Here is a 25,214-nt window from a genome sequence, read left to right as displayed (position 1 = left end):
TTCTCGATAAACCAGTTTGGTTTTCTTGGCATTCTCTGGAAATCCTTTGAAAATACGCGGTTTTATTGATTTTGCATAAATGACAATATGATTGTCATTTGAAAAAATAAAATTGACAATAAATATGGCAGATAGTATAAATTGATTATGAGTTAGTTGCGTAAAACTTTTGTTCTATAAAATTACAAAGATTAGATAAAAGAAATTAAAGTTTTGCAAAACTACCGCAAAAATAAGGTCATAGGATCAGAAGGAGAGTGGAGGAATATCAATGGGACGTATTATGAAAAAAGCGAAGTGTTTTCTGACATTACTGCTTGTAATCTGTATGTGTGCCGGAAGTTTTCAGGGCGTATTTGCCGCGGATCCGGCAAAATACAAGATTACAGTAAGTAAAGTGGAAAATGGAACAATTACCGCAGACAAGACGGATGCGGCAGAAGGTGAGCAGGTATCCTTAGAACTTGTGCCGGAGGACGGATACCGGTTGTATGCGTGGACTGTGACAGACGGAGATGAAAAAGAAGTGCCTGTAGAGGACGATGCATTTATCATGCCGTCGTCAGACGTGACAGTCAGCGCGCAGATCTATACCGAAGATATTGTAGACTTGATGAATCTGCTGGATATGATAGATGCAATGGATCCGGCACAGTATACAGAGGAAAGCTGGAGTGCATTGGAAGAGGCAAGGCGGTCGATTATAGAACCGACAGAAACAGGTCCATATGCTTCTATGGTGGCGTCGGGACTTCGGGATTTGATTGGCGAACTGATTCCGGCGGCATATCGGGTTATGGTAAATGAAGTGGAGAATGGAACGATCCGCGCAAATCAGGAAACTGCGGCAGTAGGAGATATCGTGTCCTTGAGCGCAGAGCTGACAGAAGGATATGCATTGTATGCGTGGACTGTGACAGACGGGGAAGGAAACAAAGTGTCAGTTGATGACAATACATTTACCATGCCAGCGTCAGATGTGACGGTCAGCGCACAGATCTATACTGAAGATATTGTAGAACTGATGAATCTGCTGGATGAGATAGACGCAATGGATGCTTCGCTGTATTCAGAAGCAAGCTGGAATGCGCTGATTTCGGAGAGAGAGCAGATCTATGATGCGACGCAGCTGGGGAAATATGCGTCGATGATGACGACAAGATTGCAGTCCCTGGTAGATGCGCTGGTTCCGGCGGAATATAAAGTCAACATAAATAAGACGGATAATGGAATCATCCGTGCAGATAAGACCACTGCGGCAGTAGGGGATAAGATTTCCTTAAGTGCAGAACCGGAAGAAGGATATGCATTGTATGCGTGGACTGTGACAGACGGAGACGGAAACGAAGTACCGATTGATGACCATGCATTTATCATGCCCGCGTCAGATGTGACGGTCAGTGCGCAGATCTATACCGAAGATATTGTAGAACTGATGAATCTGCTGGATAACATAGACGCGATGGATTCGTCTCTGTATACGGAAGCGAGCTGGAATGAGTTGATATCCGAGAGGGAACAGATTGTTGATGCAACGCAACTGGGAAAATATGCGTCGATGATGACATCAAGATTACAGTCCCTGGTAGACGGGCTGGTTCCGGTAGAAGGAGGAGACGATCCAGATTCGGATTTTGCGTTGGAAGACGGCTATTATATCTTGCCGTTTCAGACCTACAATAACGAAGAGAAAACGCTTACCGGCAGTTTTTGTTCGGGTAATTTTCTCGGAAGGGACCCAAGGGGCGGCAACAGAGCGCTGCTTCATGTCCAGGATGGAAAGTATGAAATTACAATGAGGATTCATTTTGCTGATCGGTTGTTAGGCTTCGGAGTGCTGAAGGAGGAATACTACGAGGGCACGAAGATGTTTGACAAGAATTATACATGGGCGAAGCATACGGGAATGAAAGACTGGATCGATCAGGAGGCGGCAGAAGAGCGAGGCGAATTGGAAGAGGAAGATAAATACTGGAAAGAGGTTTCCAAAACTCTGGTGGATGATCGCAACACGTATGACGTGACGTTTACGGTAGAGGATCTGTCCGCAGATTATCTGTTCTGGTATGGGTATTCTATTATAAATGCATACGCTCAATTAGAGTTTCTGGATTTTAACGAATGGGCGGCTCAAAAGATTGATCTGGCGGATTATAAGGAAGCAAAAGAGATATCCTGGTCACTTTTGGGGCGGACAGACAGGATGGATACAGACGACTATATCCCGGAAACACTTCCATGGAATGTGGAGGGAGATACAGCTCAGGCGGTTGTGTCGTTTGACGGGCTGCCGGACGGAAGATATACCATAGGGTACAGAGAAAATGACGAAGATGAGATTGTGGAGATTCAGAATAACAGTTTTTGCGTGAACTTTGACCTGAGCAGTCTGAAAGATGTTGTTTTTGGAAGGATGTTTTATCTGAAGGAGACAAATCACGAGGAAGATACTTCTCACGGGTATTGTTTCGTCTTATATCCCAAGGCAGCAGATATTGAAGGAATTGAACTGGTGGAAACGACAACGGGAAGTAAGATTGTAACGACGACAGAGACGGTTCCGAAAACTGCGAAATTAAGCGTGAGTGAGATTGTTGATGATCCGTCTACAGTAGAAGATCCGTATTCGGTGATCCACAATAATCTGGGAACTTCTTATAAGAATATCTATATGTACAAATGGAGCGTACAGTATCCGGATGGCTCAGAGAGCCTGAATATGTCCAAGCCGGTTCAGATGAAGTTCAAGATACCGGAATCATGGAACGAGAAGAAAGTGCAGTTATTTGGATATTTTCCGGGTTATGGATACGATCCGGTAGTGGATGGAACCTTAGAAACAGAAGAGGATGGCAGCCATTATTTTGTGATAGAGACACAGAACTTAGGGTGGTATGCGCTGTATGAGATAAAAGATATCAGCACAACAGGAGAAAATCTGGAAGATGGTACCTACTCGGTTCCGATTTCTGTATATCACTGGTCTATTGAAGGACAGTTGTCTATGGCAAGCCGGTGTCTGGGAGATGACGCGACCTTAGTTGTAAAAGACGGCGTAAAGACAATCTATCTGAATTTTACGGAGGTGGAACAACTGGAGCTCACCTCATATATGACGAAGATGTGGCTTTATGACTCGGATGAGACGAAGCCGAACGGAACGCTTAGTGGAAATATTATTCCGGTTGTATTTACTTCATATTACAGGAACAGCGACGATAGTTATCTGACAGACGATTTCAATAAAGATACTTTGAATTATTATCCGAAAACCGGATACATAGATCTGCCAAGTGACGCGGCACAGTGGCCGGCAAGATTCAAAGTTCCGATTATGGATGCTATTGGCGGAGGCAATTTTGAACAGGATGCATGGCTGACGATAGACTGGGCGGGAGCGACAAAAATCTCTGATACTACGCCGGATGTTCCGATACGGGATGCGCTCTCTGAGATGATCCAGATCGCAGAGACAGCAATTCAGGAGGATTATACGGCGGATTCCTGGGCAGAAGTAGAAAGCGCCTATGATGATGCAGTGGAAGTATATCAGGATGAAAAGGCCAAGCCGGACAGCATGACGAAGGCTTACCAGACGCTCAGAACGGCGGTAGATAATCTGGAGACTCCAGATACGCTGGTGTTAGATGCCGGAATCTATACGGCAAACGGTACAGTGGCAGACACGGACGTTGTAACAGGGACGAGAGTTCTTGTAAAAGAAGATGGCGGCGCGGACATTTATCTCAATGTACAGAATATAAAGGATTTTGCTTATTATGACCTTGAGAAGAAAGCGTATGTCGCGGCGGAACTGGAGATGGAAGAAGAGGATGGAAGTGAGGTCGTTACAAGGGCGGTACTTTCGATTCCAGCTATGTCAGATTCTGTTTCTGTAAAATATACAGATGCAGAGGGAAAAGAACAGTCCGGTCTGCTGACGCTTGCCGGATTCGAGAAGCAGACGGTGGATAAGACGGAACTGGAAGAGGCTGTTGCATCTGCTCAGGAAAAGCTAAAAGAAGCGGCAGAGAAGCCAGAACAATATAACAAGGCGGCAGTCGAAGCGCTTCAGAAAGCAGTGGCAGAGGCGGTGAAGGTTGTAAATGACCCTGTAGCATTGCAGACGGAAGCGGACACGCAGACAGACGTGCTGAACGCGGCAATCAGTAATCTGGTGATAGACATCAGCCTGAAAGCGCTTCAGACAGCAATTGCATCTGCGGAGCAGAAAGAGGAAAGCCTGTATACACCGAAGAGCTGGAGTACTCTTGCGGAGGAAGTGACAACGGCAAAAACTCTGCTTGAGAAAGAAGATGTGACCTCACAGGAAGTGGACGAACAGCTTCTGAAACTGAATGCAGCGATGGAAGGACTTGTAGAGAAAGCAGATAAGGGTGTGCTTCAGGAAGCGTATGATGAGGCGGTTAAGATAACGAATGATGCAAATTATCCGGGTTGGGATAACCTTCAGGCGGTAATCGCGGCAGCAGGCGGCGTGCTGGCTGATGAAAATGCTTCACAGAAGGATGCGGATGACGCGGCAAACGCACTGAATGCGGCAATCAGTAATCTGAACGGTTCCGTAGATAAGAGTGTATTAAACAGTCTTATTGAAGAAGCGAAGGCACTGGATACAGCCGGATATACGGAGGCAAGTATCGCTTCCTTTGAGGCGGCGATTGCATCCGCGCAGTCTGTGCTGACTGATGCAGGGGCATCCCAGAGTGATGTGGATAAACAGATCCTTCTCCTGCAGAAAGCGGCGGAGGCGCTGATCCAGAAGGCACAGGATAACGTGGTTTATGACGGGATTTACACCATCGACGGTCGTATCTGGCACGCATCTTCAGATCAGGCTTCTATGGGAAATGCAGCACTGAAAAAGCCAATGCAGGTTGTTGTGAAGACGGATGAAGAGACGGGAGAGACAAAAGCAACACTGCGTATGGAATTTGGTCCGCTGACGACAAGTCTCGGAGCGACGGATTTCACCGGATATCTGGCAGAACTCTATTACTTCCCTGGCTGGGAAGGCGGAGAGAGCGGTTACCAGATGCCGTCGGGAGAGACGCCAGTTGCGGCAAATATAGAGTCTTACTATGAAGACACCTACGATGTATATAATCACCCGGAAACCGGAACGGATGCGAATGTCAAAGGAAAGCTTTATCCGCATATTATGAACATTCCGGTAGAACTGGGCGACAATGAGATCTGGGTACAGGTGTATGTTCCGGTTATGGAGGCGATCAATCAGGGAAGCGGACGCCAGTATGCGAAATTGCAGCTTGACTGGGACAGCCGGGAACAGATTTCCGGCATTGAGACGGATAAAGAAGTGCTTGAGAAACTGATCGGGCAGGCGAAGGAATTGACCCAGGGCAATGCTTCGGATGCAGTCTATGACGCGCTCTTAAAGAGTATCGCCGCTGCGCAGGATGTTGTTGATAATATGAATGTAGATCAGAAAGCAGTGGACAATACGTTGGCGGCGCTTCAGGCAGCAGTAGATGCGATGACGAAGGAGCAGGTAAAAACGGATAAAAATGCTCTGAAAGAAGCGATTGAGGAAGCAGACAGCTACCTGAATGCAACAAATGTAACTTACACAGAGATTTCCAGAAATACCTTACAGCAGGCAAGAGAAACGGCACAGCGTGTATATGATGACGATACGGCAACACAGACGCAGATTAACCGTTGTGTTACGAACATTGAGTCGGCGATCCGTAATCTTGTGAGAATTGGAGCTGATAAGACGGAGCTTGAGCAGGCGCTTGCCAATGCCCGGACATATCTTGAGGATACCGGGAATTATACGGCGGCTTCCCTGGAGGCGTTAAAGTCTGCATATGATAAGGCTTTTGCGGTGTATGAGGATGAGGCTGCATCACAGGAGGATACCGATGCGCAGACAAGGATCCTGAATTATCTTACGGAAAATCTTGTGCAGGTAGAGGCTTCCCAGGTGCGCAAAGACGGCTTACACGATCTGTTGATTACGGCGGCAAATATGTCCGGGCGTGAGAGTATTTACACAGCAGAATCGATTCAGGCGTTGAAGTGGGCAATCTTTACTGCGGAGGCAGTATATGATAATGAAAACGCAACACAGGAACAGGTGGATGAGCAGGCTTCTAAGCTGGTAGAGGCAATGCTGAATCTGGAGCAGAAGACGACCGGAAATGGCACCAATGGAGGAAATGGAAGCAATAATGGAGGAAACGGTGATGGAAATAATAACGGAGGCGGAAGCACAGGGCTTGACATCCGCAATCTGGAAGACGGCGTATATTCTGTTACCGGTTCTATGGTGAAGATTGACAAGGTGACAGCGTCTATGTCAAACGAGGCGATTAATCATACCATGAAGCTGACTGTTAAGGACGGAAAATATTATATTACAATGGACTTTAAGGGGCTGACGGTAGGACAACAGCTTGGCTATCTGAGTCAGTTGAAATATTTTACCACCGGATATACGCTGGATGGCTATGGAAATCCTGTTGGTTCACTTGCGGATGTGACCGTAGATTCTTATCAGAAGAATACAGACGGTACGCTGGTAAGCGACAGCTTCGGCACCAATTACCCGGACGTTGTGACCTTTGAGTTGATCCCGGAGGCTCTGGAAGACGGATACGTACCGCTCCAGGTATTCGTGCCGATTATGGACAGTATTTCTGAGGGAACGGGAACCCAGCCGGTATTCTTAAAACTTGACTGGAGTACATTGAAGTCCGCAACAGAGGACGATCCGTCATTTATAGAGCCGGATCCGGATCCGACGCCAACTCCATCCGGTGGAAATGGTCTTAGCGGCGGAAGCTCTCTTAGCGGCGGCTCCAGTCTTGGAGGCGGAAGCTCTCTTGGAAATGGAAGTTCGCTTGGAAGTGGAAGCGGCTCTTCCTTAAAGAGCGGCGGTTCTCTTTCTTCTGCATCCAGTGTGAAGACCGGAGATACCAGTCCGATGTTCGGATGGGCAGCACTCCTTGTATGCAGTATGTTTGTATTGGGAGCGGTCATTTTGGAGAGAAAAAGACTCGTAAAGTAAATATCAGGAAGGAATAGGAAGAACATGAAGACAGCAAAGAGGAAACAGAAAGCCCTGGCTGGAGTTCTGGCATTCGCGCTTGCCCTCATTCTGGGGGCAGGCGTTCCTGCTTTTCCAGTCTATGCGGCGTCCGGCAATGTTTACACTTGCAGTGTGACGCCATGTTATCGACATCCGGTAACGGGAGAGATCGAGGATTCCGGCGGAGAGTCCAGCTATGCCACCGGGCAGGGAATGGTGGAAGGATGCATTTACACAACGGGAATTATGGAAGTAACGGACAGTGGAGAATTCTATCTGACGATTCGTATGAGTCTGATTGATTATACCTCGAACCAGAGTTTCTGGGTACAGAATGTGGGAGATTCCGGCTGGTCATCCCCGGCGATGGGTGTGACGGGAAACGGGACAGACGGAAATGGCACGACAGCGGATGTGTGTCTGCAGGTGCCCAGTGAGAATTGTGTCGTCCGGGTGTCTATGTATGTAAGCCCGATGGGGCGGGATGTGGTGTTTTATCTGTATCCGAGCAATTACAGTGCGGGAAATAATACGGATATGAATGCGACGATGGTGACGGCATCATCCGGCAGCAGCACAGCGTCGTCCGGCGGCTCTTCGCTGCAGGCGTCTGAAAGTGCAGGTGCCGCCAGCGGCGGATCAGGGGCCGGCAGTTCCGGTTCGCTCTCTTCTGGAAGTTCGCTAAGCTCCGGCAGTTCTTCGCTGGGAAACGGAAGCACAGATACGAAAGAAGAAAATGCAGAAGAAGAAAATACAGAAAGCGGAGATGTACAGGCGCCGGAATTAAAGAGCAGTATTACGGAGCCGGCGGATTCGGATACAACGCTTAGTGCAGAGGATTCTACGTTAAACGGTGCGCAGGGCTTAAGCCTTTCCACAGCGCAAAAAGCCGGAGAAGAAGCGGATGGCGGAGAGATAAAAGAAGCGTCGGCGGGTCTGTCTATGGGCGAGCGGATTTTCTCACAGGTGATTTCTATTTTAATTGCAGGATTGATTCTAATGGCCGTGGGGGCTGGTATCGTATATTATTTCCGTAAAAACTGGCGCAGATGGGGTGGAGGTGAAGACGATGATGAATATTAGAAGCAGAATCGTCAAGAGACTTTGCTTTACATCGATTCTGTGTCTGGTGAGCGCTTCTCTCTGGGGATGTGTCGACCAAAGCCAGGGAAAGAGCGAGGAGTCTGCCACGGAGACGTCTGCAGAAATTTCTGAGGATACGGACGAAGTAGAGACGCTGCTTGCCATCGACGACCCGGAGGAGAAAGCGGCTGTGGAAGCCGCGAAGAAGAAGGTATCTTCAATGGAGGAAGAACCGCGTATCATTGCAACGTCTCCTGCTACGGCGGATATTTGCGATAAGCTGGACCTGGAACTTGTGGGAATCTGCTCCAGCACGATCTCGACGCTGCCGGATCGCTATGATGAGGTGGAGACGGTGGGAACGGCAATGAGCCCGGATATGGAGATCGTGGCGTCTCTGGATCCGGACTGGATCTTAAGCCCGTCTTCTTTACAGGGCGACCTTCAGCCCAAGTACGAGGCAATCGATACCGATTGGGCGTTCCTGAATCTGAGGAGTGTGCCGGGAATGTACCGATCCATCCAGGAGCTGGGGGAAATCTTCGGGCGTGAAGAACAGGCGCAGGATCTGGTGGATGAATTTACGGAATTTTACAAGGAATATAAGGAGAAGAATGAAGGGAAGGTGTCCCCGAAGGTTCTGGTGCTGATGGGGCTTCCCGGTTCCTATATTATTGCGACGGAAAATTCTTATGTTGGGAGTCTTGTGGAACTGGCGGGCGGCGAGAATGTCTACGCCGGAACAGATCAGGAATTCCTGACTGTCAATACGGAGGACATGAAGACGAAGGAGCCGGACATTATCCTGTGTGCTTCCCATGCGCTTCCGGATCAGGTGATGGAGATGTTCAAAGAGGATTTTGAAACAAATGACATCTGGCAGCATTTTGACGCGGTACAGAATGATCAGGTCTATTACCTGAGTTACGAACTGTTTGGCATGAGCGCGACCTTCCGCTACCCGGAGGCGCTGGAAGAACTGCAGCCGATTCTCTACCCGGAGAGTGAAGAAGACGAGGAAAAGGCGAAGGAGAGCAGTGAGAAAGCACAGGGAGGCGGGAACTGATGAGTACGAAAAAGAAGACGGTGCGGGCGGCGCTTTCCTTCCTTATTATAGGGATTCTTCTTGTGGCGCTTTTCGTTGCGGCAGTGAATATTGGAAGCCTGAAAGTGAGCTTCCCGGAGCTGCTTCGGGGATTATTTGTGGAGTACAATGAGGATGTGGCAACCATCTATGACCTGCGTTTCCCACGTATCGTGATTTCCATTCTGGCAGGGGCGGCGGTGGCCGTATCCGGTGTTTTGTTTCAGGCGGTGCTTAAGAATCCATTGGCAGACCCGGGGATTATTGGCATCTCCAGCGGAGCCAGCTTTGCGGCGGTGCTGGTTACAGCATTTGCCCCGTCGCTTTACTTTTTTACGCCGCTCTTTGCATTTGGCGGCGGCGTATTGGCATTTTTCTTAGTGTATACGCTGTCGTGGAAGGGAGGCTTAAGCCCTCTTCGGATCATCCTTGTGGGTGTTGCGGTGCAGGCGATGTTCTCGGGACTCTCAAGCGCCCTTAATGCTATGAACGGCGGAAATATGTCGGGAGTGGCGTCTATCGTCAACGGCAATATTACCATGAAGACATGGGACGATGTCTATACGCTGCTTCCCTATGTGGTGGTTGGGCTTGTGCTGGCGCTTATATTTGTCAGAACCTGCAACCTTCTGGCGCTGGAGGATAAGACGGCCCGGAGTCTGGGCGTCAATGTAAATACCATGCGGATTGTAATTTCGCTGATTGCGGTGCTGCTTGCCAGTATATCTACCGCAGTGGTAGGAACGGTCAGTTTTCTGGGATTGATCGTGCCGCATATCGGAAGGCTTCTTGTGGGAAGCGACCATAAGAAGCTGGTGCCGTTTTCTATGCTGCTTGGCGCCTTTACCTTTTTGCTGGCAGATACTATCGGAAGGACGATTGCGTCTCCTTACGAGGTGTCGGCGTCCATTATTATGAGTGTGGTCGGAGGCCCGTTCTTTATCATTCTGCTGAGGAGGTCGAAGAAGTATGCAAACTAAAGACACACAGAAACCGGCGATGGAAGTCCGGGACTTATCCTTTGCTTATGGGAAGAACAGCGTGCTTCGGGGCGTGTCCGTTAAGATTGAGGAAGGTAAGATTACAACGATTATGGGTGCAAATGGCTGCGGTAAGTCTACGCTGTTTTCCCTGATGACGAAGAATCTTTACCCGAAAAAGGGAAATATTTTCCTGAGAGGCAAAAATATACAAAATTTGAATTTGAAGGAATTTGCCCGCCAGGTGTCGATTGTGCAGCAGTACAATACGGCAAGTGACGATATTACGGTGGAACGACTGGTATCCTTTGGGCGCACGCCTCATCGGAAAATGATGCAGAGCCGAACGGAGGAGGATGAGCGGCTGACAGAGTGGGCGATGGAGGTTACGGGAATCCTCGCTTACCGGGACAGGGAAGTGGCAAGGCTATCCGGCGGCCAGAGGCAGAGGGTGTGGATTGCTATGGCTCTGGCACAGAATACGAAAATACTGTTTCTTGATGAGCCGACGACGTATCTGGATATTCGCTATCAGATTGAGATTCTGGAGCTGGTGAAGAAATTGAACCGTGAATACGGCATTACGATTGTCATGGTACTGCATGACATCAATCAGGCAATTGCATTTTCTGACCGGGTGGTAGGACTGAAGGACGGTCATGTGACGGTGGACGGCGTTCCGGAGGAGGTCATCAACCCGGACAGCATTCAGGAGCTTTATGGCATCCGGCTGGAAGTAACGAAGGTGGAAGGACAGATCTTCGTGTTGACTGTTTAAAAATAGAAAGAGGTAAGGAATAATGAATACAAATCCATTTAAGATTTTTTGGGTCCTGCTGGTTTTTTTCTGTCTGGGGCTGGGAACGGTGGGGATCGTGCTTCCGGTCCTGCCGACGGTGCCGCTTTATATGGCGACTGTATTTTGCTTTGCGAAAAGCTCGAAGCGGCTTCATGATTGGTTTCTCAGTACAAATCTGTATAAGAAGCATCTGGACAGCTTTGTAAAGAACCGTTCTATGACGATGGCAACGAAGCTCAAGATTGTCGGCATGGTGACAGTAGTTATGGCGGTTGCATTTCTCTGTATGAAAAATGTGCCGATTGGGAGAGTGTGTATCACCATTGTGTGGGTGTGCCATCTGCTGTACTTCTTCTTCCGGGTGAAAACGATCCGGCGGTCAGAGGCAGCGGTGGAATAAAAAGAGAGGAAAGAGACGGATCATGATAAAAACAAGATTGGTAAAATTATTGTCTCATGCAAAAAAATATATCGTGCTGCAGGTCGCGTGGAAGTGGATGTCTCTGCTCTGCCAGGTGGTGATGATCTATGCGGCAGCGATGCTTCTTGAGGGGGCGCTGTTCGGGAAACTTACGGGGAACAGAATGGCGTCTTACGGCGCGCTGGTTCTTGCGGCAATCCTGCTTCGATTCTTCTGCGATCGGCAGGCTTCTTATGCCTCCCACGAAGCGAGCGTAGATGTGAAGCGGATCCTGCGGGAGAAGATTTACGGGAAACTATTAAGGCTTGGCGCTTCCTACCGGGAAAATGCCGCTACCTCTGAGGTAGTACAGATGGCGGCGGAAGGCGTCGAGCAGTTGGAGACGTATTTCGGAAGATATCTGGCACAGTTATTTTACAGTCTGCTGGCTCCGGTGACCCTCTTTGTCATCCTTGCTTTTGTGGATCTGAAGGCGAGCCTGGTGCTTCTTGTCTGTGTGCCGCTGATTCCCATATCCATTGTGGCAGTGCAGAAATTTGCCAAAAAGCTTTTGAATAAGTACTGGGGCATCTATACGGAGCTTGGGGATTCTTTCCTGGAAAATCTGCAGGGTCTGACAACGCTAAAAATCTATCAATCAGACGAAGGAAAGGCGGAGGAAATGGACGAGGAGTCTCAGCGTTTTCGCCGGATTACTATGAAGGTGTTGACGATGCAGCTTAATTCTACCAGTGTGATGGATATTATTGCTTACGGCGGTGCGGCGGTGGGGATGATTGTGACGCTCTCGGAATTTGCGAAGGGAAGTGTAAGCTTCGGAGGTGCACTTATGATTATCCTGCTGGCGTCAGAGTTCTTTATTCCTCTGCGGCTTCTGGGCTCGTTTTTCCACATTGCTATGAACGGGATGGCAGCCAGCGATAAGATTTTCGCACTTTTAGATCTGCCGGAGCCGGAGAGGGATGGCAGGGAGCTTGAAGAGAAGGCAGTCTGTATCAAGCTGGAAAATGTAAGTTTTGCTTACGAGAAAGGACGGGATATTCTGGATGGCGTGTCTATGGAATTTGAGGCGGGGAGTTTTACTTCCCTTGTGGGAACCTCCGGTTGTGGGAAGAGCACAATCGCAGGGCTTCTGATGGGGAGAAATAAAGGCTACCGGGGCAGCATTACCATTCAGGGAATGGAGCTTAAGGATGTGTCGGAAAAGAGTCTGATGGAGCACATTACATTGGTGTCCCATAACAGTTATTTATTTAAGGGGACAGTTCGGGAGAATCTAAAGATGGGTAAAGCGGACGCGTCGGAAGAGGAGATGCGGGCAGCTCTTGACAAGGTGAATCTGCTGGGATTTGTGGAGGAGCAGCAGGGGCTTGATACCATGCTTCTGGAAATGGGGAGCAATCTCTCCGGCGGCCAGCGGCAGCGTTTGGCGCTGGCGAGGGCTTTGCTCCACGATACGCCGGTCTATATCTTTGATGAGGCAACGTCTAATATTGATATGGAAAGCGAAGAGATGATTATGGATGTGATCCGAGAGCTGGCGAAGTCTAAGACCATCCTTCTGATTTCCCACAGATTGGCAAATGTAGTGGAGTCGGATCGGATTTATCTGTTAAAAGATGGGCGCGTAGAGCAGTCCGGCACTCATGCGGAGCTGATGCGTTCCGGCGGGGCGTACGCACAGTTGTATCGATATCAGCAGGAACTGGAGGCTTACGGAAAGGAGGCGGCTGAGTAATGGAAGAGAAGAAACGCAGAAAAGGAATTGTTATTATGGGACAGCTTGTCGGCCTGGTGAAGCCGCTGCTTCCGTTGATGTGCCTGGCTGTCCTTCTTGGGGTTCTGGGGTATCTGTGCGCAATTTTCCTTACAATTCTCGCGGGCTATGGATTGCTGCATGGACTCTTCACATTGATAGGGTTGAGCACGGACGCGGCGAATGTGGGATTTTTTCTGTCCCGGTCTCCGGGCAGTATGGCGGCGCTTTTGGTTGTGCTGGCGGTTCTGCGGGGCGTGCTTCATTACGGGGAGCAGTACTGTAATCACTTTATCGCGTTTAAATTGCTGGCGATTGTCCGGCATAAAGTATTTGCAGCGCTTCGGAAGCTCTGTCCGGCAAAGCTGGAGGGAAGGGATAAGGGAAATCTGATCTCAATCCTTACGTCGGATATCGAGCTTCTGGAGGTTTTTTATGCACATACAATTTCGCCAATCGCGATTGCAGTTGTGACGTCGTTTGTGATGGTATTCTTTATCGGCGCGCAGTATGCGCCTGCAGGTGTAATCGCGCTGCTTGGCTATCTGATCGTAGGTGCGGTGATCCCGCTTTGGAACGGGAGAAAAGGCGCGCAGGACGGCATGGAGTTCCGCAATTCATTCGGGGATTTGAACAGCTTTATCCTGGATTCTCTGCGGGGGCTGGATGAGACGATCCAGTACGGCAGAGGCAAGGAGCGGATGGAGCAGATGGATGAGCGTTCCAGAGATTTAGGGCAAATGCAGAAGAAGCTGAACCGTCGGGAAGCGGCGCAAGGGTCGCTTACCAATCTGGTGATCCTCTTGTTTTCCTTTGGGATGCTCTTCTTTATGCTTCTGCAGTTTGGAAATGGCGCTGTCAGTTTCGAAGAGGCGCTGATTGCGGTGATTGCCATGATGGGATCCTTCGGACCGGTGACGGCGCTCTCTAGTCTGTCCAATAATCTGAACCAGACGTTGGCGGCCGGGGAACGGGTGCTGTCCCTGCTGGAGGAAGAGCCGCAGGTCAGAGAAGTCAGCGGAGAAGAAGAGACGGCATTTGACGGCGCGGCAGCAGAGCACGTAGATTTTGCTTATGAGGAGGAGCAGATTCTGAAGGATTACTCCATTGAGATTCCAAAGGGAAAAGTTGTGGGAATCCATGGAGCCAGCGGCTCCGGCAAGTCTACCCTGTTAAAGCTTTTGATGCGTTTCTGGGATGTGGACGGCGGAAGTATCCGAATCTCCGGGAAAGACATCCGCGGAATTAATACGAAAAATCTGCGGGACGTGGAATCTTATGTGACGCAGGAGACGTATCTGTTCCATGATTCTATCGCTAATAATATTGCGGTCGGAAAGCCCGGGGCGACGCGGGAAGAGATTGTGGAGGCGGCGAAAAAGGCTTCTATCCATGAGTTTATCCTGACACTTCCGCATGGATACGACACGGAAGTCGGGGAGTTGGGCGATACCCTCTCCGGCGGTGAGAAACAGAGAATCGGGATTGCGCGTGCATTCCTGCACGACGCACCGTTGCTCCTTCTGGACGAACCGACCAGCAATCTGGATTCCCTGAACGAAGGAATTATTTTAAAATCATTGAAGGAATCCAGAGGTGATAAAACGGTGGTGCTGGTGTCTCACCGGAAATCCACAATGAACGCGGCGGACGTGGTTTATGCCATGAAGAGCGACCGAAAATTTTGGAAAATCATTAAATAAACTTAAGAAATCTTTCATGTACAATGCAGGAAGAGTATGCTATATTATGAAGGGTAAAGTATAATTTGCAAATAATTAAAAAGGGTGGATATTATGAAAAAAAGAAGGATTTTGCCGCTTTTGATGGCGGCAGTATTGATGACGGCGGGTATGCCGATGACTGCGGGAGCAGCCGAGACATCCGCAGATGCCGCTCAGGAGACAACAGAGCAGGAGGCAGAAGGAGGAGTCATCGGCGACTCGGCTTCTACCGATGGAGTATCCGAGCAGGCAGGAAGCGACAGCGCCGCTGCGGATGGTACAGAGAGTGGAGCGGCAGTTGGCGACAGTGTAAAAACGGAAGAACCGTCTTCTGCAGAATCTTCAGATACGGCAGATACGGAAGAAGCGACAACCAATCAGGATGAAGAAGGCGCAGATAAAGAAGATGCGGATGAAGAGAAAGATAATGAAGTCGCGAGTGATAATGTAGTAACACTTGGAGAGAATCTTTCAGCAGAACAGAGGGCCGCAATGTATTCTTACTTTGGTGTAGAAGCGGATGAAGTGAGAACCATTATTGTCACACATGCGGACGAAGTACAATATATGGAAGGCATTGCGACGGATGAGCAGATCGGAGCAACAACGAATAGCTGTGCTTATGTTGAACCAACGGAATCCGGAGGGATTAAAGTAAAGACGGCGAATTTGAATTTTGTTACGAGTGCGATGATTGCGAGTACATTAACGACCGCAGGAATGGAGAATTGTAATGTGGTTGCAGCGTGCCCGTTTGAAGTGTCCGGCACAGGCGCACTGACAGGTATTATGATGGCTTATGAGACAGCCAGTGGAGAAAGTCTGGATGAAGGAAAGAAAGAAGCTGCTGTGGAAGAGCTGATTACGACAGGGGCGCTTGCAGATGCATTTGGACAGGAGACCGCTTCTGAGATTATGAATGATGTTAAGACGGAGATTCTGGACAAGGGATATACGGATGCGGAAGAAATCGGCGACGCGGTGGATACGATTGCCGAAAAGTATGATGCTGAGTTGACGGAAGAGCAGAGGTCGCAGATTGTCGCATTGATGGAGAAGATTTCTCAGTATGATTATGATGTGAGTGCATTGAAAGATACCCTGGATAATCTGAGCGGAGAACTTAGCGGATTGTCAAGTGTATGGAATTCTATTAAAACATTTTTTGTAGGCTCCGGAGACGGAATCCTGAGTGAGACAAATGATGAAGCGCTGGGTGAGAATGTGATTACGGACAGCACCGTAAGTGAAAGTGGATTTAAAGATGGACTTCTGACAAGGATCATGAATTTCTTTAAAGGCGAGTAAGAAGAGAAGGTAAATGGAAGAACCGCAGATTCAATGAAAAGAGATGAATCTGCGGTTTTCTGTTTTTTATAGGAAAGTTCCAGAGGGAATCTACAAGCGTTTTGACTTTTCGGTTCCTGCATTGATACAGTCGATAACAGCGTATCGCATACCGCCGCGTTCCAACGCTTCGCAGCCCTCAATTGTAGTTCCGCCTGGAGAGGTTACCATATCTTTGAGCTGACCCGGGTGGATACCTTTTTCCAGAATCATTTTGGCGGTGCCAAGACAGGTCTGGGCAGCCAGGCGGTATGCCGTGGCACGTGGGAGTCCCTGCTTTACACCTCCGTCTGCCATTGCTTCAATGAACATTGCGGCATAAGCCGGACCGCCGCCACTTAATCCGCATACAGCGTCAATCAGATGTTCGGGAACCAATTCTACAATACCGATTGCTTCGCAGATTGACTTTGCCGCATCCAATTCTTCTTCCGTAAAATCATTGTCAGAACAGAGGGCAAAAGCGCCTTCAAATACCATTGCGGGGGTATTTGGCATAATACGAAGAATTCTTGGAAGCCCGTCTATCATATTTCGGAGGCGTTCTACGGTAACTCCGGCAACAATGGACATCATAGCCTTTCCGTCCAGTTCTTTTTGGCACTGGGAAAGTGCTTCCGCCGCATTTTGCGGTTTTACGGCAAGAAGGACAATATCGCTTTTTTGGCAGACGTCCGCATCGCTTTTGGCAAGATTCACGCCCCATTTTTCTGCCTTATCCATCATGGCGGGGTTGATGTCATAGACATATGCCTGCTCACAGGTGATAATTCCGCTTTCCAAGGCTCCGTAAAGGATAGCTCCTCCCATATTGCCGCAGCCGATAATACCAATTTTTTTCGTAATCATAGAAAACTCCTTTCTTTTGTTTCGAGTGTGTTTAAGTGATACTCCCAGACCTTTTGCAGATTCTCTGGTTTTGAAAGCAATAATTTTGTGCCTTCCGCCATACATCTTGCCGCGTACAGCATACCTTTTTGTCCGATGCTCATTCCGGCCTGTCTGGCGGCAGCCCAGTGGTGCAGCGGTGTGCCCTTGCACATGGTCGCGGCGCTTAATGTAATGGTGGGAATCACGTGACTGACTTCCGATACGTCAGTGCCGATAGCAATGGGCACCGGCTCCGGTTCCAAAGGCTCCAGTCCGCCAAAGTAATTTTCTCCATTGCTGAGTCCGGCTTCTTTGCTAATTTCAGCCGCCAGATTCAGCTCTTCGGGAGTGTATTCCGGTGTAGGGATTCTTGACATTGCTTTGTAATAAATCTCCGCCAGTATGCGGTTCACTTTCATCTCCTTGCAGCTTCCGAGAAGCTCTATTTCAACGGAAGTCCCTGTCATCAGAGCGGCGCCTCTGGCGCAGTTGTCGACTCGCTCGCTGGCGTCCTCCGTGCGGCAGCGCTTGCTGGAACGGATGAAGTAATTGGTTTTAGCATAATCCGGGACGACATTTGCGGGACGTCCGTTATCAGCATATGCATAGTGCATACGGACATCGCCGGGCACATGCTCGCGCAGGTAATTGACGCCGATATTCATAAGTTCGGCGGCATCCAGGGCGCTTCTACCCTCTTCCGGTGATTTGGAAGCATGGGCGCTGACACCGTGGAAAATGTAATTCTTAATGTCCTGTGCCTGCCAGATGTCATTGCTGACACGGTTTGTATCGAAAGGATGCCAGGTGACAGCCACGTCCAGACCGTCAAATGCACCATGACGGTTCATAATGATTTTCCCTGACATAATTTCTTCTGCCGGGCAGCCGTACACGCGGATTGTGCAGCCTGTACCGGAAGCATCCGGGGATTTTTCCATATCGGCTTTCAAAGCGCATGCGGCTGCAGCAGCGCCCGTGCCCAAAAGGTTATGTCCGCAGGCATGTCCCAGTTCTGCCAGAGCATCGTATTCGGCAAGAAACCCGATCACGGGCGTTCCATGTCCCCATTCTGCGGTAAATGCTGTTTCGATTCCAGCAATATTCCAGGTGATCTTAAATCCGTTTTTTTCCAGAAAAGCAGCCAGGCATCGGGAAGATTCCTTTTCCTGATAAGCAAGTTCCGGATGATGGAAAATATAGTCTGCCGTATGTATAATATCCTTTTCATGTGCGGCCAGCCAGTCGGTAATAGGGTTGGAAATACCGTCTGACAGGTTCAGATAACTATTAAAATTCATTGCTGTCAACCTCTTTCAATACATCCAGGTATTCCCGGCCAAATTTTTCAGTATACTCATTCAAAGCATTGTCCACCGCAATCTCTCCGGCATCTCCCAATTCTTCTTTTAACGTGTTGCCGACGGTATGTAAAAGGTGAGCGGTGTGAAAATTAAAATCTTTCATGCAAGAGGTGCCCAGCGATTTCTTCTTTTTTGCCAGTGAAATGACTTCTTCTCCTGTCAGCGGCTGGTTCCAGTCAAATTCACAGCGCTCTCCGCCCCAGCTCAGAGAAACAGAGATTGGGGTACAGACGAAATCCTGCCGGAATCCCTGGTAGACAGCGTTATCGACATTTACACAATAATATTTCCCATAATCTAACAGACCATGTTTCTTCCAGGCATCACACCAGGCACATCTGGCAATGTAGGTCTGCAAGGTGGGTTCGGTGCGGAGCGTGCCAAAATCCATTTGCCCGTCATAATCCGGGCGCCATTCTCCATATGCCTGATTCGTCATGACAGACAGCTCATCGCCGTGGGCAAGGGCATTTGCCGCCATACGTGCGCCACGCTCATTGCCGTATTTTGTCATGCCTTTTAAAATAGCCTCTCTTCCGGCTTCTCCGCTGCCGGTAATGGCATATTTTGCCAACAATGCAAAAAGAACGGCATGATGTTCGATTTTACACAGGATAGTTTCTTTTGCCATAAATAATCCTCCCTTCTTCGGTTACAAGAATAAGATAGCATTATTATACGCCAATTTTGAGAAATGTGGAAGAAAAGTTATTTCTGCGGCGGGTAAAAGAGGAGAAAATCAGGTGGAAAACAGGTGAAGCCCCAAAAAAGAAGGATGCTGCCCAGCCACCCGAACAGAATGAGTAATTCGCTTGTATTCCAAAAGGCCCGGTACAGGCGTGCAGAAAGGTAAAAAGAAAGAAAAACGCCGATAACAAAAAGCAGAAGATCCATCAGCAGAAGATCGGTTCCCAGCACGGCGGTATAAATATAGAAGAAAATAACAATAAATGCCATGCCGCCCCATGCCCCGGCAAGGCGGGAGCCGAAGAATGCGGTTTTCATTGGCCGGATCACATGGTATTGGATGATTGTAACGAAAAAAAGAGGGAAAAACAATAGTTTCAGATGTTCCCAGACGGATTCATTGATAGGAGTAAACAGTGCGGTAAATGGATTCTGTTCTGAAAAATCATATAGGAAATGAAAGACGCTTCCCAGCAGAATCGTGAGAATGATGTAAGGAATATCTTTGCGGCGGATGAATTTATGCATAAGCTTGTACCTCCTGAGCGTATATATGATGTTGGGGTCAAAAGCCCCGCTTATGAGCAAGCTCACGTGGGGAAAAGACCTTTTGACCCTGGCATTATATATATGCAGGAAGGGCGTAATATATACATAAGAAAAGGAATCACCGCCCCCAACGCTCTCATGTCGCCAAAAACAGTGATTCCTAACTGCGCGATCAGGGGTTCGAACCCTGGACACCCTGATTAAGAGTCAGGTGCTCTGCCAGCTGAGCTAATCGCGCATGTCGAATATTTTATTAATTTGTTATCTGCTCAACGCAAAAGCTATTATATAATAGGTTTTTGATAAATGCAAGTGTTAAAAAAGAAAAAATTACTTTTTGATATATTTTAATAATTATTAAGAAAAGATATAGATTTTTTTGTTTAAATTGTTTATAATTTTTTATATCTGTTAGAGAATATGAGGCGAAGGAGGGTAGGGTTTTTGTATTGGCAAAAATAAAAAGGAGGACAAGTAATGAAAAAGAATTTTTTGCGGAAAGCGTTGTCGATTACGCTGGCAGCAGCATTTGTGGCAACGTCAATTCCGGGAACAGCTTTGATTTCCAATGCGGCAGTGAATAAAATTACGCCGCCGACGCCTGTTTATCAGTATGATTTTGAAGACAAGCTAACTGAATCACAGGGAAGTATTGAAGCTGAGCCAAAAGCACTTGCAATGGGCGAGTATAACGGAGAGATTAGTTATGATACTGGAAGAGATGGCGAAGGCAAATCTGTGAACTTAGGCGGACAGTATGGCTTGGATTTGAATCTGAATAATGTGGGAACTGAATATACGATAAGTTTATGGATGAAACCAGTAGCGAATGTCGCAAATAACGGTGCAGTTCTTTTTATGGGATATAATAACCCTGAGAACTGGATCGGCTTGGCAGGAACTGGAAGTGCACTTAAGTTATGGTCAAAGTATGACAATGGTTATCATACGCCGATTAGTGGTGTTGCATATACACAGAATGAATGGCAGCAGTATATCTTGTCAGTAGACAATGGAACGGCAACCCTATATAAAGACGGCGCAGCCGTTGGAACGGGAGAGGTAAGTCCGACAGCGTGTGCAGAGACGAATACGAATAATGATATTTATCTGGGTGTTACGTTCTGGGGTGATGCGCTATTTAACGGCTCTATCGACGAGGTGAAGGTTTACAACCAGGCAGTTAGCGCAGCAGAAGCGAAGTACTTATATGATAATGCGGCTAGCATTGCAATCTCAGGTGATGTTTCTTCGGCTGTTGTTGGTGATACTGCCGAGTTGAATGCTGATTTTATAAGCACAAATGAAGTGGCAGTGAAATGGTCTTCGTCTAATGAGGAGGTTGCAACTGTAGCTGATAATGGAACGGTTACATATGTTGGAGAAGGTACGGCAAGTATTAAAGCTGCACTTATGGATGGTGAGACGGAAATTGCCAGTGATTCTGTAGATGTGAGAGTAGATGCAGCAGCGTCAGAATTAGGCAATTTTTATCCAAATGCAATTGCGAATTTCACATTTGACGATGTGGATACAGGATTCTCAAGTGAAGGCGCGAAAGCAGTATCTGGAAGTGCAGATATAGCGCTTGCGGATCTGCTTGCTCAGGATGATGAAAAAGGTTCAGTGTTGCAGCTTGAAAAAGCAAATAAAAACGAATTCTTGAATGTTGTTGCGAAAGATGATTCCAGTCTGCTGACAGGCGTAACAGATATGAAAATATCCTTTGACTATAAGACAGACGGAACGGGTTCGAACTGGCCGTTCTTTGCAGCTCCAAATACAAATGAACAGAAGTATGCTTCTGAACACTATGTTGGTCTGGTTGTAGATGCTAATATTACGGCTCAAAGATATAATGGTACATTAAATGGTGTTCCAAGACAGCCCAGTGTTGGAGGCACTATAGCAGCAAATGTATGGACGCATGTTGATCTGGTATTAAGTGAAACATCTATTATTCTTTATCTGGATGGTGTGAAAGTAGGAGCGGAAAGCAACCCATTTGCACTTACAGACATCCTTGGTGAGGAAAGTGTTATTCAGATTGGAAAAGCGAACTGGGGAAGTGGAGAATATACAAATGGATATATGGATAACTTCTCTATTAGTGTAAGGACAGACCTGACGGCTCTTAAGGCGGCAGTGGCTGACGCTGAAACGAAAGTTCAGGATGATTATACGGCTGAAAGCTGGGCAACCTTTGCAGAGAAATTAACAGCGGCAAAGGAGGTAATTGCGAAAGCAGGCGCTACACAGGCAGAGGCTAATACTGCAGAGGCAGAGTTGACAGAAGCTCAGGGAAACCTTAAAGAGAAACCAGTTCTTGAGTCTATCAAGGTTACACCACCAGCAAAAACGGTTTATGAGTTTGGTGAAGACCTTGCTACAGAAGGAATGGTTGTAACAGCGGTGTACAGTGACAAATCAGAAATTGAAGTTGCAATTGGTGATTATAGCATTGCAGGTTATGATTCAAATACTCCTGGAGTACAGACCATTACTGTTGCTTACGAAGGAAAAGAAGCAACATTTACGGTTACTGTAAATAAGAAATCTGCAGAAGTGGAAACAAAAGAATTTGTTGGAAAATACTTTGTTGAAACGGGAGCAGGAGACTCTCTGAAGAGATTGTGCATTGATGATAATAGTAAAGAGGTTGATATGCAGACTCTCGCATGGCCGGGTGAAACGACAGATAATTATCGTTGGACATTGATACGGACAGATGAAAAAGGACTTTATCAATTGCAAAATAAGAACAGCGGTCTGTTCCTGGCTATTTCCGAAGAAGGTAAAGCAGTTCAGAAGGCAGAAGCTGATGCACAGAACTTTATTCTGGAAAAAGAAGAAACTGCTGATTCTTACAAAATTAAGAATGCAGACGGAAAGTATCTTGCACTGGGTGATGTTGCATATGGAAGCGGCGCTTTTGTAGTAGCTGCTGACAATGCAGAGAGTGCGGATGTATGGACATTAGTCTTTGCAGAAGCTGACAAATCTGCACTTCAGGCGGTTGTCAACAATGCTAAGACAGAGGAACATAAATATACGGAAGATTCCTGGGCAGAATATCAGGTAGCTCTTACAGCAGCACAGAGGATTCTTGACAAGACAGATGCTACACAGCAAGAAGTAGATGAAGCAAAAGATGCTCTTGAAGCAGCAGAAGCAGCGTTGAAAGAGAAGGCAGAATCGGAGATTCCGGAAGTTCTGGCAGACTTTAACTTTGATGCAGAACCGGCAGAAGGCGAAGCCTTCGATGGCGGCAATGCGAAGGCATCCGGTACTTATACACTGGTCGACCATGGCACAGGAAAGGCATTGAAACTGGACGGAACCAGCCAGTTCCTGAATGTAACAGCAAAAGATGACACAAGCCTGTTGACAGGCGTAAAGGAAATGACCGTATCCTTCCAGATTAATCCGGGACAAAGTAGAACCAACTGGGGATTCTTTGCAGCTCCGAATGCAAATCAGCAGCTGTACAGGAGTGAAAAATATTTGGGAATCTTTGACGATAATGGCAAGATAGCGGCACAGCGTTTCAACAGTAATGCACAGGATAGACCTGATTCACCGGATTATGCGGCAGGCGAGAATAAGTGGTCTTATATCACTGTTGTTTATGCAGAGGATGAGACGATTCTCTATGTAAATGGTGTGGAAGCAGGACGGGAAGCAAGTAGCGTATCAATTCCTGAATTATTGGGAGACAACAGTATTCTCTACATTGGTAAATCCACTTGGACGAGCGGAGAATATATGACCGGTCTGATTGACAATTATAAGATTGTAAGCCGTGTTATGACGGCGGAAGAGATTGCGGCAGAAGCACTGAAATATGTAGAAAAAGATGCATTGAAAGCAGCAATTGATAAGGAAGTCGGGAAAGAAGCTGATTATACACCAAGCAGCTGGAAGGCCTATGAAGATGCCCTCGCAGATGCGAAGGAGGTATATGATAATAAGGAGGTAACCCAGGCAGAAGCAGATGCAGCAGAAGCAGCGCTTACGAAAGCACAGAATGCATTAACAAAGAAAGCAGATAAGACAGCGCTGAATGCTGCAATCGAAGCAGCAGTATCCTTAGATGATAAGGATAAGTATGAAGCAGAAAGCTGGGCGGCTTATGAGAAGGCCTTTACAGAGGCGAAAGCGGTTTCTGCAGACGAGGAAGCAACCCAGCAGGAAGTTGAAGATGTTGTAACTGCGTTGACAGAAGCACAGAGCAAATTAAAAGTAACTGTTGACAAAACTGCCCTCCAGGAAGCAATTAACAATGCTAAGACGGATGCAGGTAAGTATACGGAAGATTCTTGGACACCATATCAGGCAGCTCTTACAAAAGCACAGGATATTCTTGACAGGGCAGACGCTACACAGCAAGAAGTAGATGAAGCAAAAGATGCTCTTGAAGCAGCAGAAGCAGCTCTGGAACCGATAGATATCCGTGAGTATGCAACGGCATCTGCAAATATTGCTCATTCTGAGTGGGGACAGCCTGCTTCTAATTTGAAAGATAATGATTTGAACACAATGTGGAATGGTTATGTTTCCGATGGAATTACAGAAGGTCAGTGGATTATGTATGATTTTGGAGACAGAACAGTAGAAATTTCAACTTGTGCGATTAATTGGTATGATGATACTACTGGAGTTCTGGCCCCTAAGGCAGTGAAAATCGAGTATATGAATGCAGAAAATGAATGGACAGAAGTTACTCCGGCAGGAAACGAATGGACTTATAATTCGAAAACTGCAACGGATGCTGCAGATATTTACGGCTTTGAAACAATACAGACTTCCAAGATCCGTGTAACAACGACTCCGGGAAAACTGGAAGATGGTACAATGATGGGAGCGGCAGCATTTGAATGGTATCTATATAAAGAATTAGTAGTACAAACTAATAAAGATGAACTTAAGGCAGCGATTGATGGAGCGATTGATGCTTCGGAAGCAGACAAGTATGAACCTACTAGCTGGACAGCATATGAGACAGCTCTTACAGCGGCAAGATTAGTTTATGCGAACGAGAATGCAACACAGGCAGATGTAGATGCGGCTCTGACTAATCTTACGGAAGCAGCCGGAAGCTTAGTTTTGAAACCGGTTGAGACCAGAAAGTTAGTTGCTTCTTATGATATGACTGCAACAGACGGTAAACTGGTAGATAAGTCAGGTAATAGTAATGATGCAGAATATGTAGGATTTACAGAGGCAGACTTCCAGACAGAAGGCGAGGGAGACGATGCAGATGCTGTATTAGTATTTGACGGAGGCACAAAATACGTTGAACTTCCTGCAGGCCTGATTGAGACAGAATCTTTTGCTATTGAGGCAACATTCAAGACTTCTACAGTAGCAAACAGCTGGCTGTGGTGTCTGGGAACGGTTGATAATGCAAATTATGTATTTGTAAGCCCAAGATTTGATGGCGATGTTATCCGTGCAGGAATTAAGACTACA

Annotated in this window: 14 protein-coding genes and 1 tRNA gene; 10 read left to right on the top strand and 5 right to left on the bottom strand. The window is 47.5% G+C overall.

Annotation, left to right across the window (positions count from 1 at the left end; translation table 11 throughout):
• Window positions 1-271 precede the first annotated feature (271 nt).
• The 9 genes from OCV99_RS12315 (at window position 272) to OCV99_RS12275 (ending at window position 16,233) form a co-directional block, all read left to right on the top strand.
• Entirely contained in the window at window positions 272-7,057 is a 6,786-nt protein-coding gene (locus OCV99_RS12315) for an InlB B-repeat-containing protein (protein ID WP_158370931.1), read from the top strand.
• A 24-nt stretch (window positions 7,058-7,081) separates the two neighbouring features.
• On the top strand, window positions 7,082-8,161 hold the full coding sequence (locus tag OCV99_RS12310; protein ID WP_158370929.1) for a heme-binding Shp domain-containing protein: 1,080 nt from the start codon (window positions 7,082-7,084) through the stop codon (window positions 8,159-8,161).
• A complete protein-coding gene (gene isdE / locus OCV99_RS12305; protein ID WP_158370927.1) occupies window positions 8,148-9,227 on the top strand; it encodes a heme ABC transporter substrate-binding protein IsdE in 1,080 nt (359 codons plus the stop codon). Before OCV99_RS12310 ends, isdE begins: the two co-directional genes overlap by 14 nt.
• Entirely contained in the window at window positions 9,227-10,225 is a 999-nt protein-coding gene (locus tag OCV99_RS12300; protein WP_158370925.1) for a FecCD family ABC transporter permease, read from the top strand. Before isdE ends, OCV99_RS12300 begins: the two co-directional genes overlap by 1 nt.
• Entirely contained in the window at window positions 10,215-11,003 is a 789-nt protein-coding gene (locus OCV99_RS12295; RefSeq protein WP_158370923.1) for an ABC transporter ATP-binding protein, read from the top strand. The genes OCV99_RS12300 and OCV99_RS12295 overlap by 11 nt, the downstream gene beginning before the upstream one ends.
• Before the next feature lie 22 nt (window positions 11,004-11,025).
• Window positions 11,026-11,424: a YbaN family protein gene (locus OCV99_RS12290; RefSeq protein ID WP_158370921.1), complete on the top strand. Its 399-nt coding sequence runs from the start codon at window positions 11,026-11,028 to the stop codon at window positions 11,422-11,424.
• Window positions 11,425-11,446: 22 nt separating this feature from the next.
• Entirely contained in the window at window positions 11,447-13,183 is a 1,737-nt protein-coding gene (locus OCV99_RS12285) for an ABC transporter ATP-binding protein/permease (RefSeq protein WP_158370919.1), read from the top strand.
• The gene (locus tag OCV99_RS12280) at window positions 13,183-14,904 is read left to right on the top strand and encodes an amino acid ABC transporter ATP-binding/permease protein (RefSeq protein ID WP_158370917.1); all 1,722 of its coding nucleotides are present in this window, start codon (window positions 13,183-13,185) and stop codon (window positions 14,902-14,904) included. Before OCV99_RS12285 ends, OCV99_RS12280 begins: the two co-directional genes overlap by 1 nt.
• A 93-nt stretch (window positions 14,905-14,997) precedes the next feature.
• Window positions 14,998-16,233: a DUF1002 domain-containing protein gene (locus OCV99_RS12275; RefSeq protein WP_262575572.1), complete on the top strand. Its 1,236-nt coding sequence runs from the start codon at window positions 14,998-15,000 to the stop codon at window positions 16,231-16,233.
• Window positions 16,234-16,323: 90 nt separating this feature from the next.
• Here OCV99_RS12275 and proC read toward each other — a convergent pair whose 3' ends face one another.
• The 5 genes from proC to OCV99_RS12250 form a co-directional block, all read right to left on the bottom strand.
• The gene (gene proC, locus OCV99_RS12270) at window positions 16,324-17,121 is read right to left on the bottom strand and encodes a pyrroline-5-carboxylate reductase (RefSeq protein ID WP_158370915.1); all 798 of its coding nucleotides are present in this window, start codon (window positions 17,119-17,121) and stop codon (window positions 16,324-16,326) included.
• Entirely contained in the window at window positions 17,118-18,443 is a 1,326-nt protein-coding gene (locus OCV99_RS12265) for an amidohydrolase (protein WP_158370913.1), read from the bottom strand. The genes proC and OCV99_RS12265 overlap by 4 nt, the downstream gene beginning before the upstream one ends.
• Window positions 18,433-19,137 (bottom strand): L-2-amino-thiazoline-4-carboxylic acid hydrolase, encoded by a 705-nt coding sequence (locus tag OCV99_RS12260; protein ID WP_158370911.1) that lies wholly within the window; start codon window positions 19,135-19,137, stop codon window positions 18,433-18,435. The genes OCV99_RS12265 and OCV99_RS12260 overlap by 11 nt, the downstream gene beginning before the upstream one ends.
• 77 nt (window positions 19,138-19,214) lie before the next feature.
• The gene (locus OCV99_RS12255; protein ID WP_158370909.1) at window positions 19,215-19,721 is read right to left on the bottom strand and encodes a DUF6512 family protein; all 507 of its coding nucleotides are present in this window, start codon (window positions 19,719-19,721) and stop codon (window positions 19,215-19,217) included.
• A 186-nt stretch (window positions 19,722-19,907) separates the two neighbouring features.
• Window positions 19,908-19,980 (bottom strand) — tRNA-Lys (locus OCV99_RS12250).
• A gap of 239 nt (window positions 19,981-20,219) precedes the next feature.
• On the opposite strand from OCV99_RS12250, the gene OCV99_RS12245 reads away from it, so the two are divergent.
• A partial coding sequence (locus tag OCV99_RS12245) for a LamG-like jellyroll fold domain-containing protein (protein WP_262575571.1) occupies window positions 20,220-25,214 on the top strand: 4,995 nt, incomplete at its 3' end.

The organism is Dorea acetigenes (genome assembly GCF_025567385.1).
Taxonomy (GTDB): Bacteria; Bacillota; Clostridia; order Lachnospirales; family Lachnospiraceae; genus Claveliimonas; species Claveliimonas acetigenes.
The sequence above is the reverse complement of the archived record's forward strand: the minus strand, read 5'-3'. Positions and strand labels throughout refer to the sequence as shown.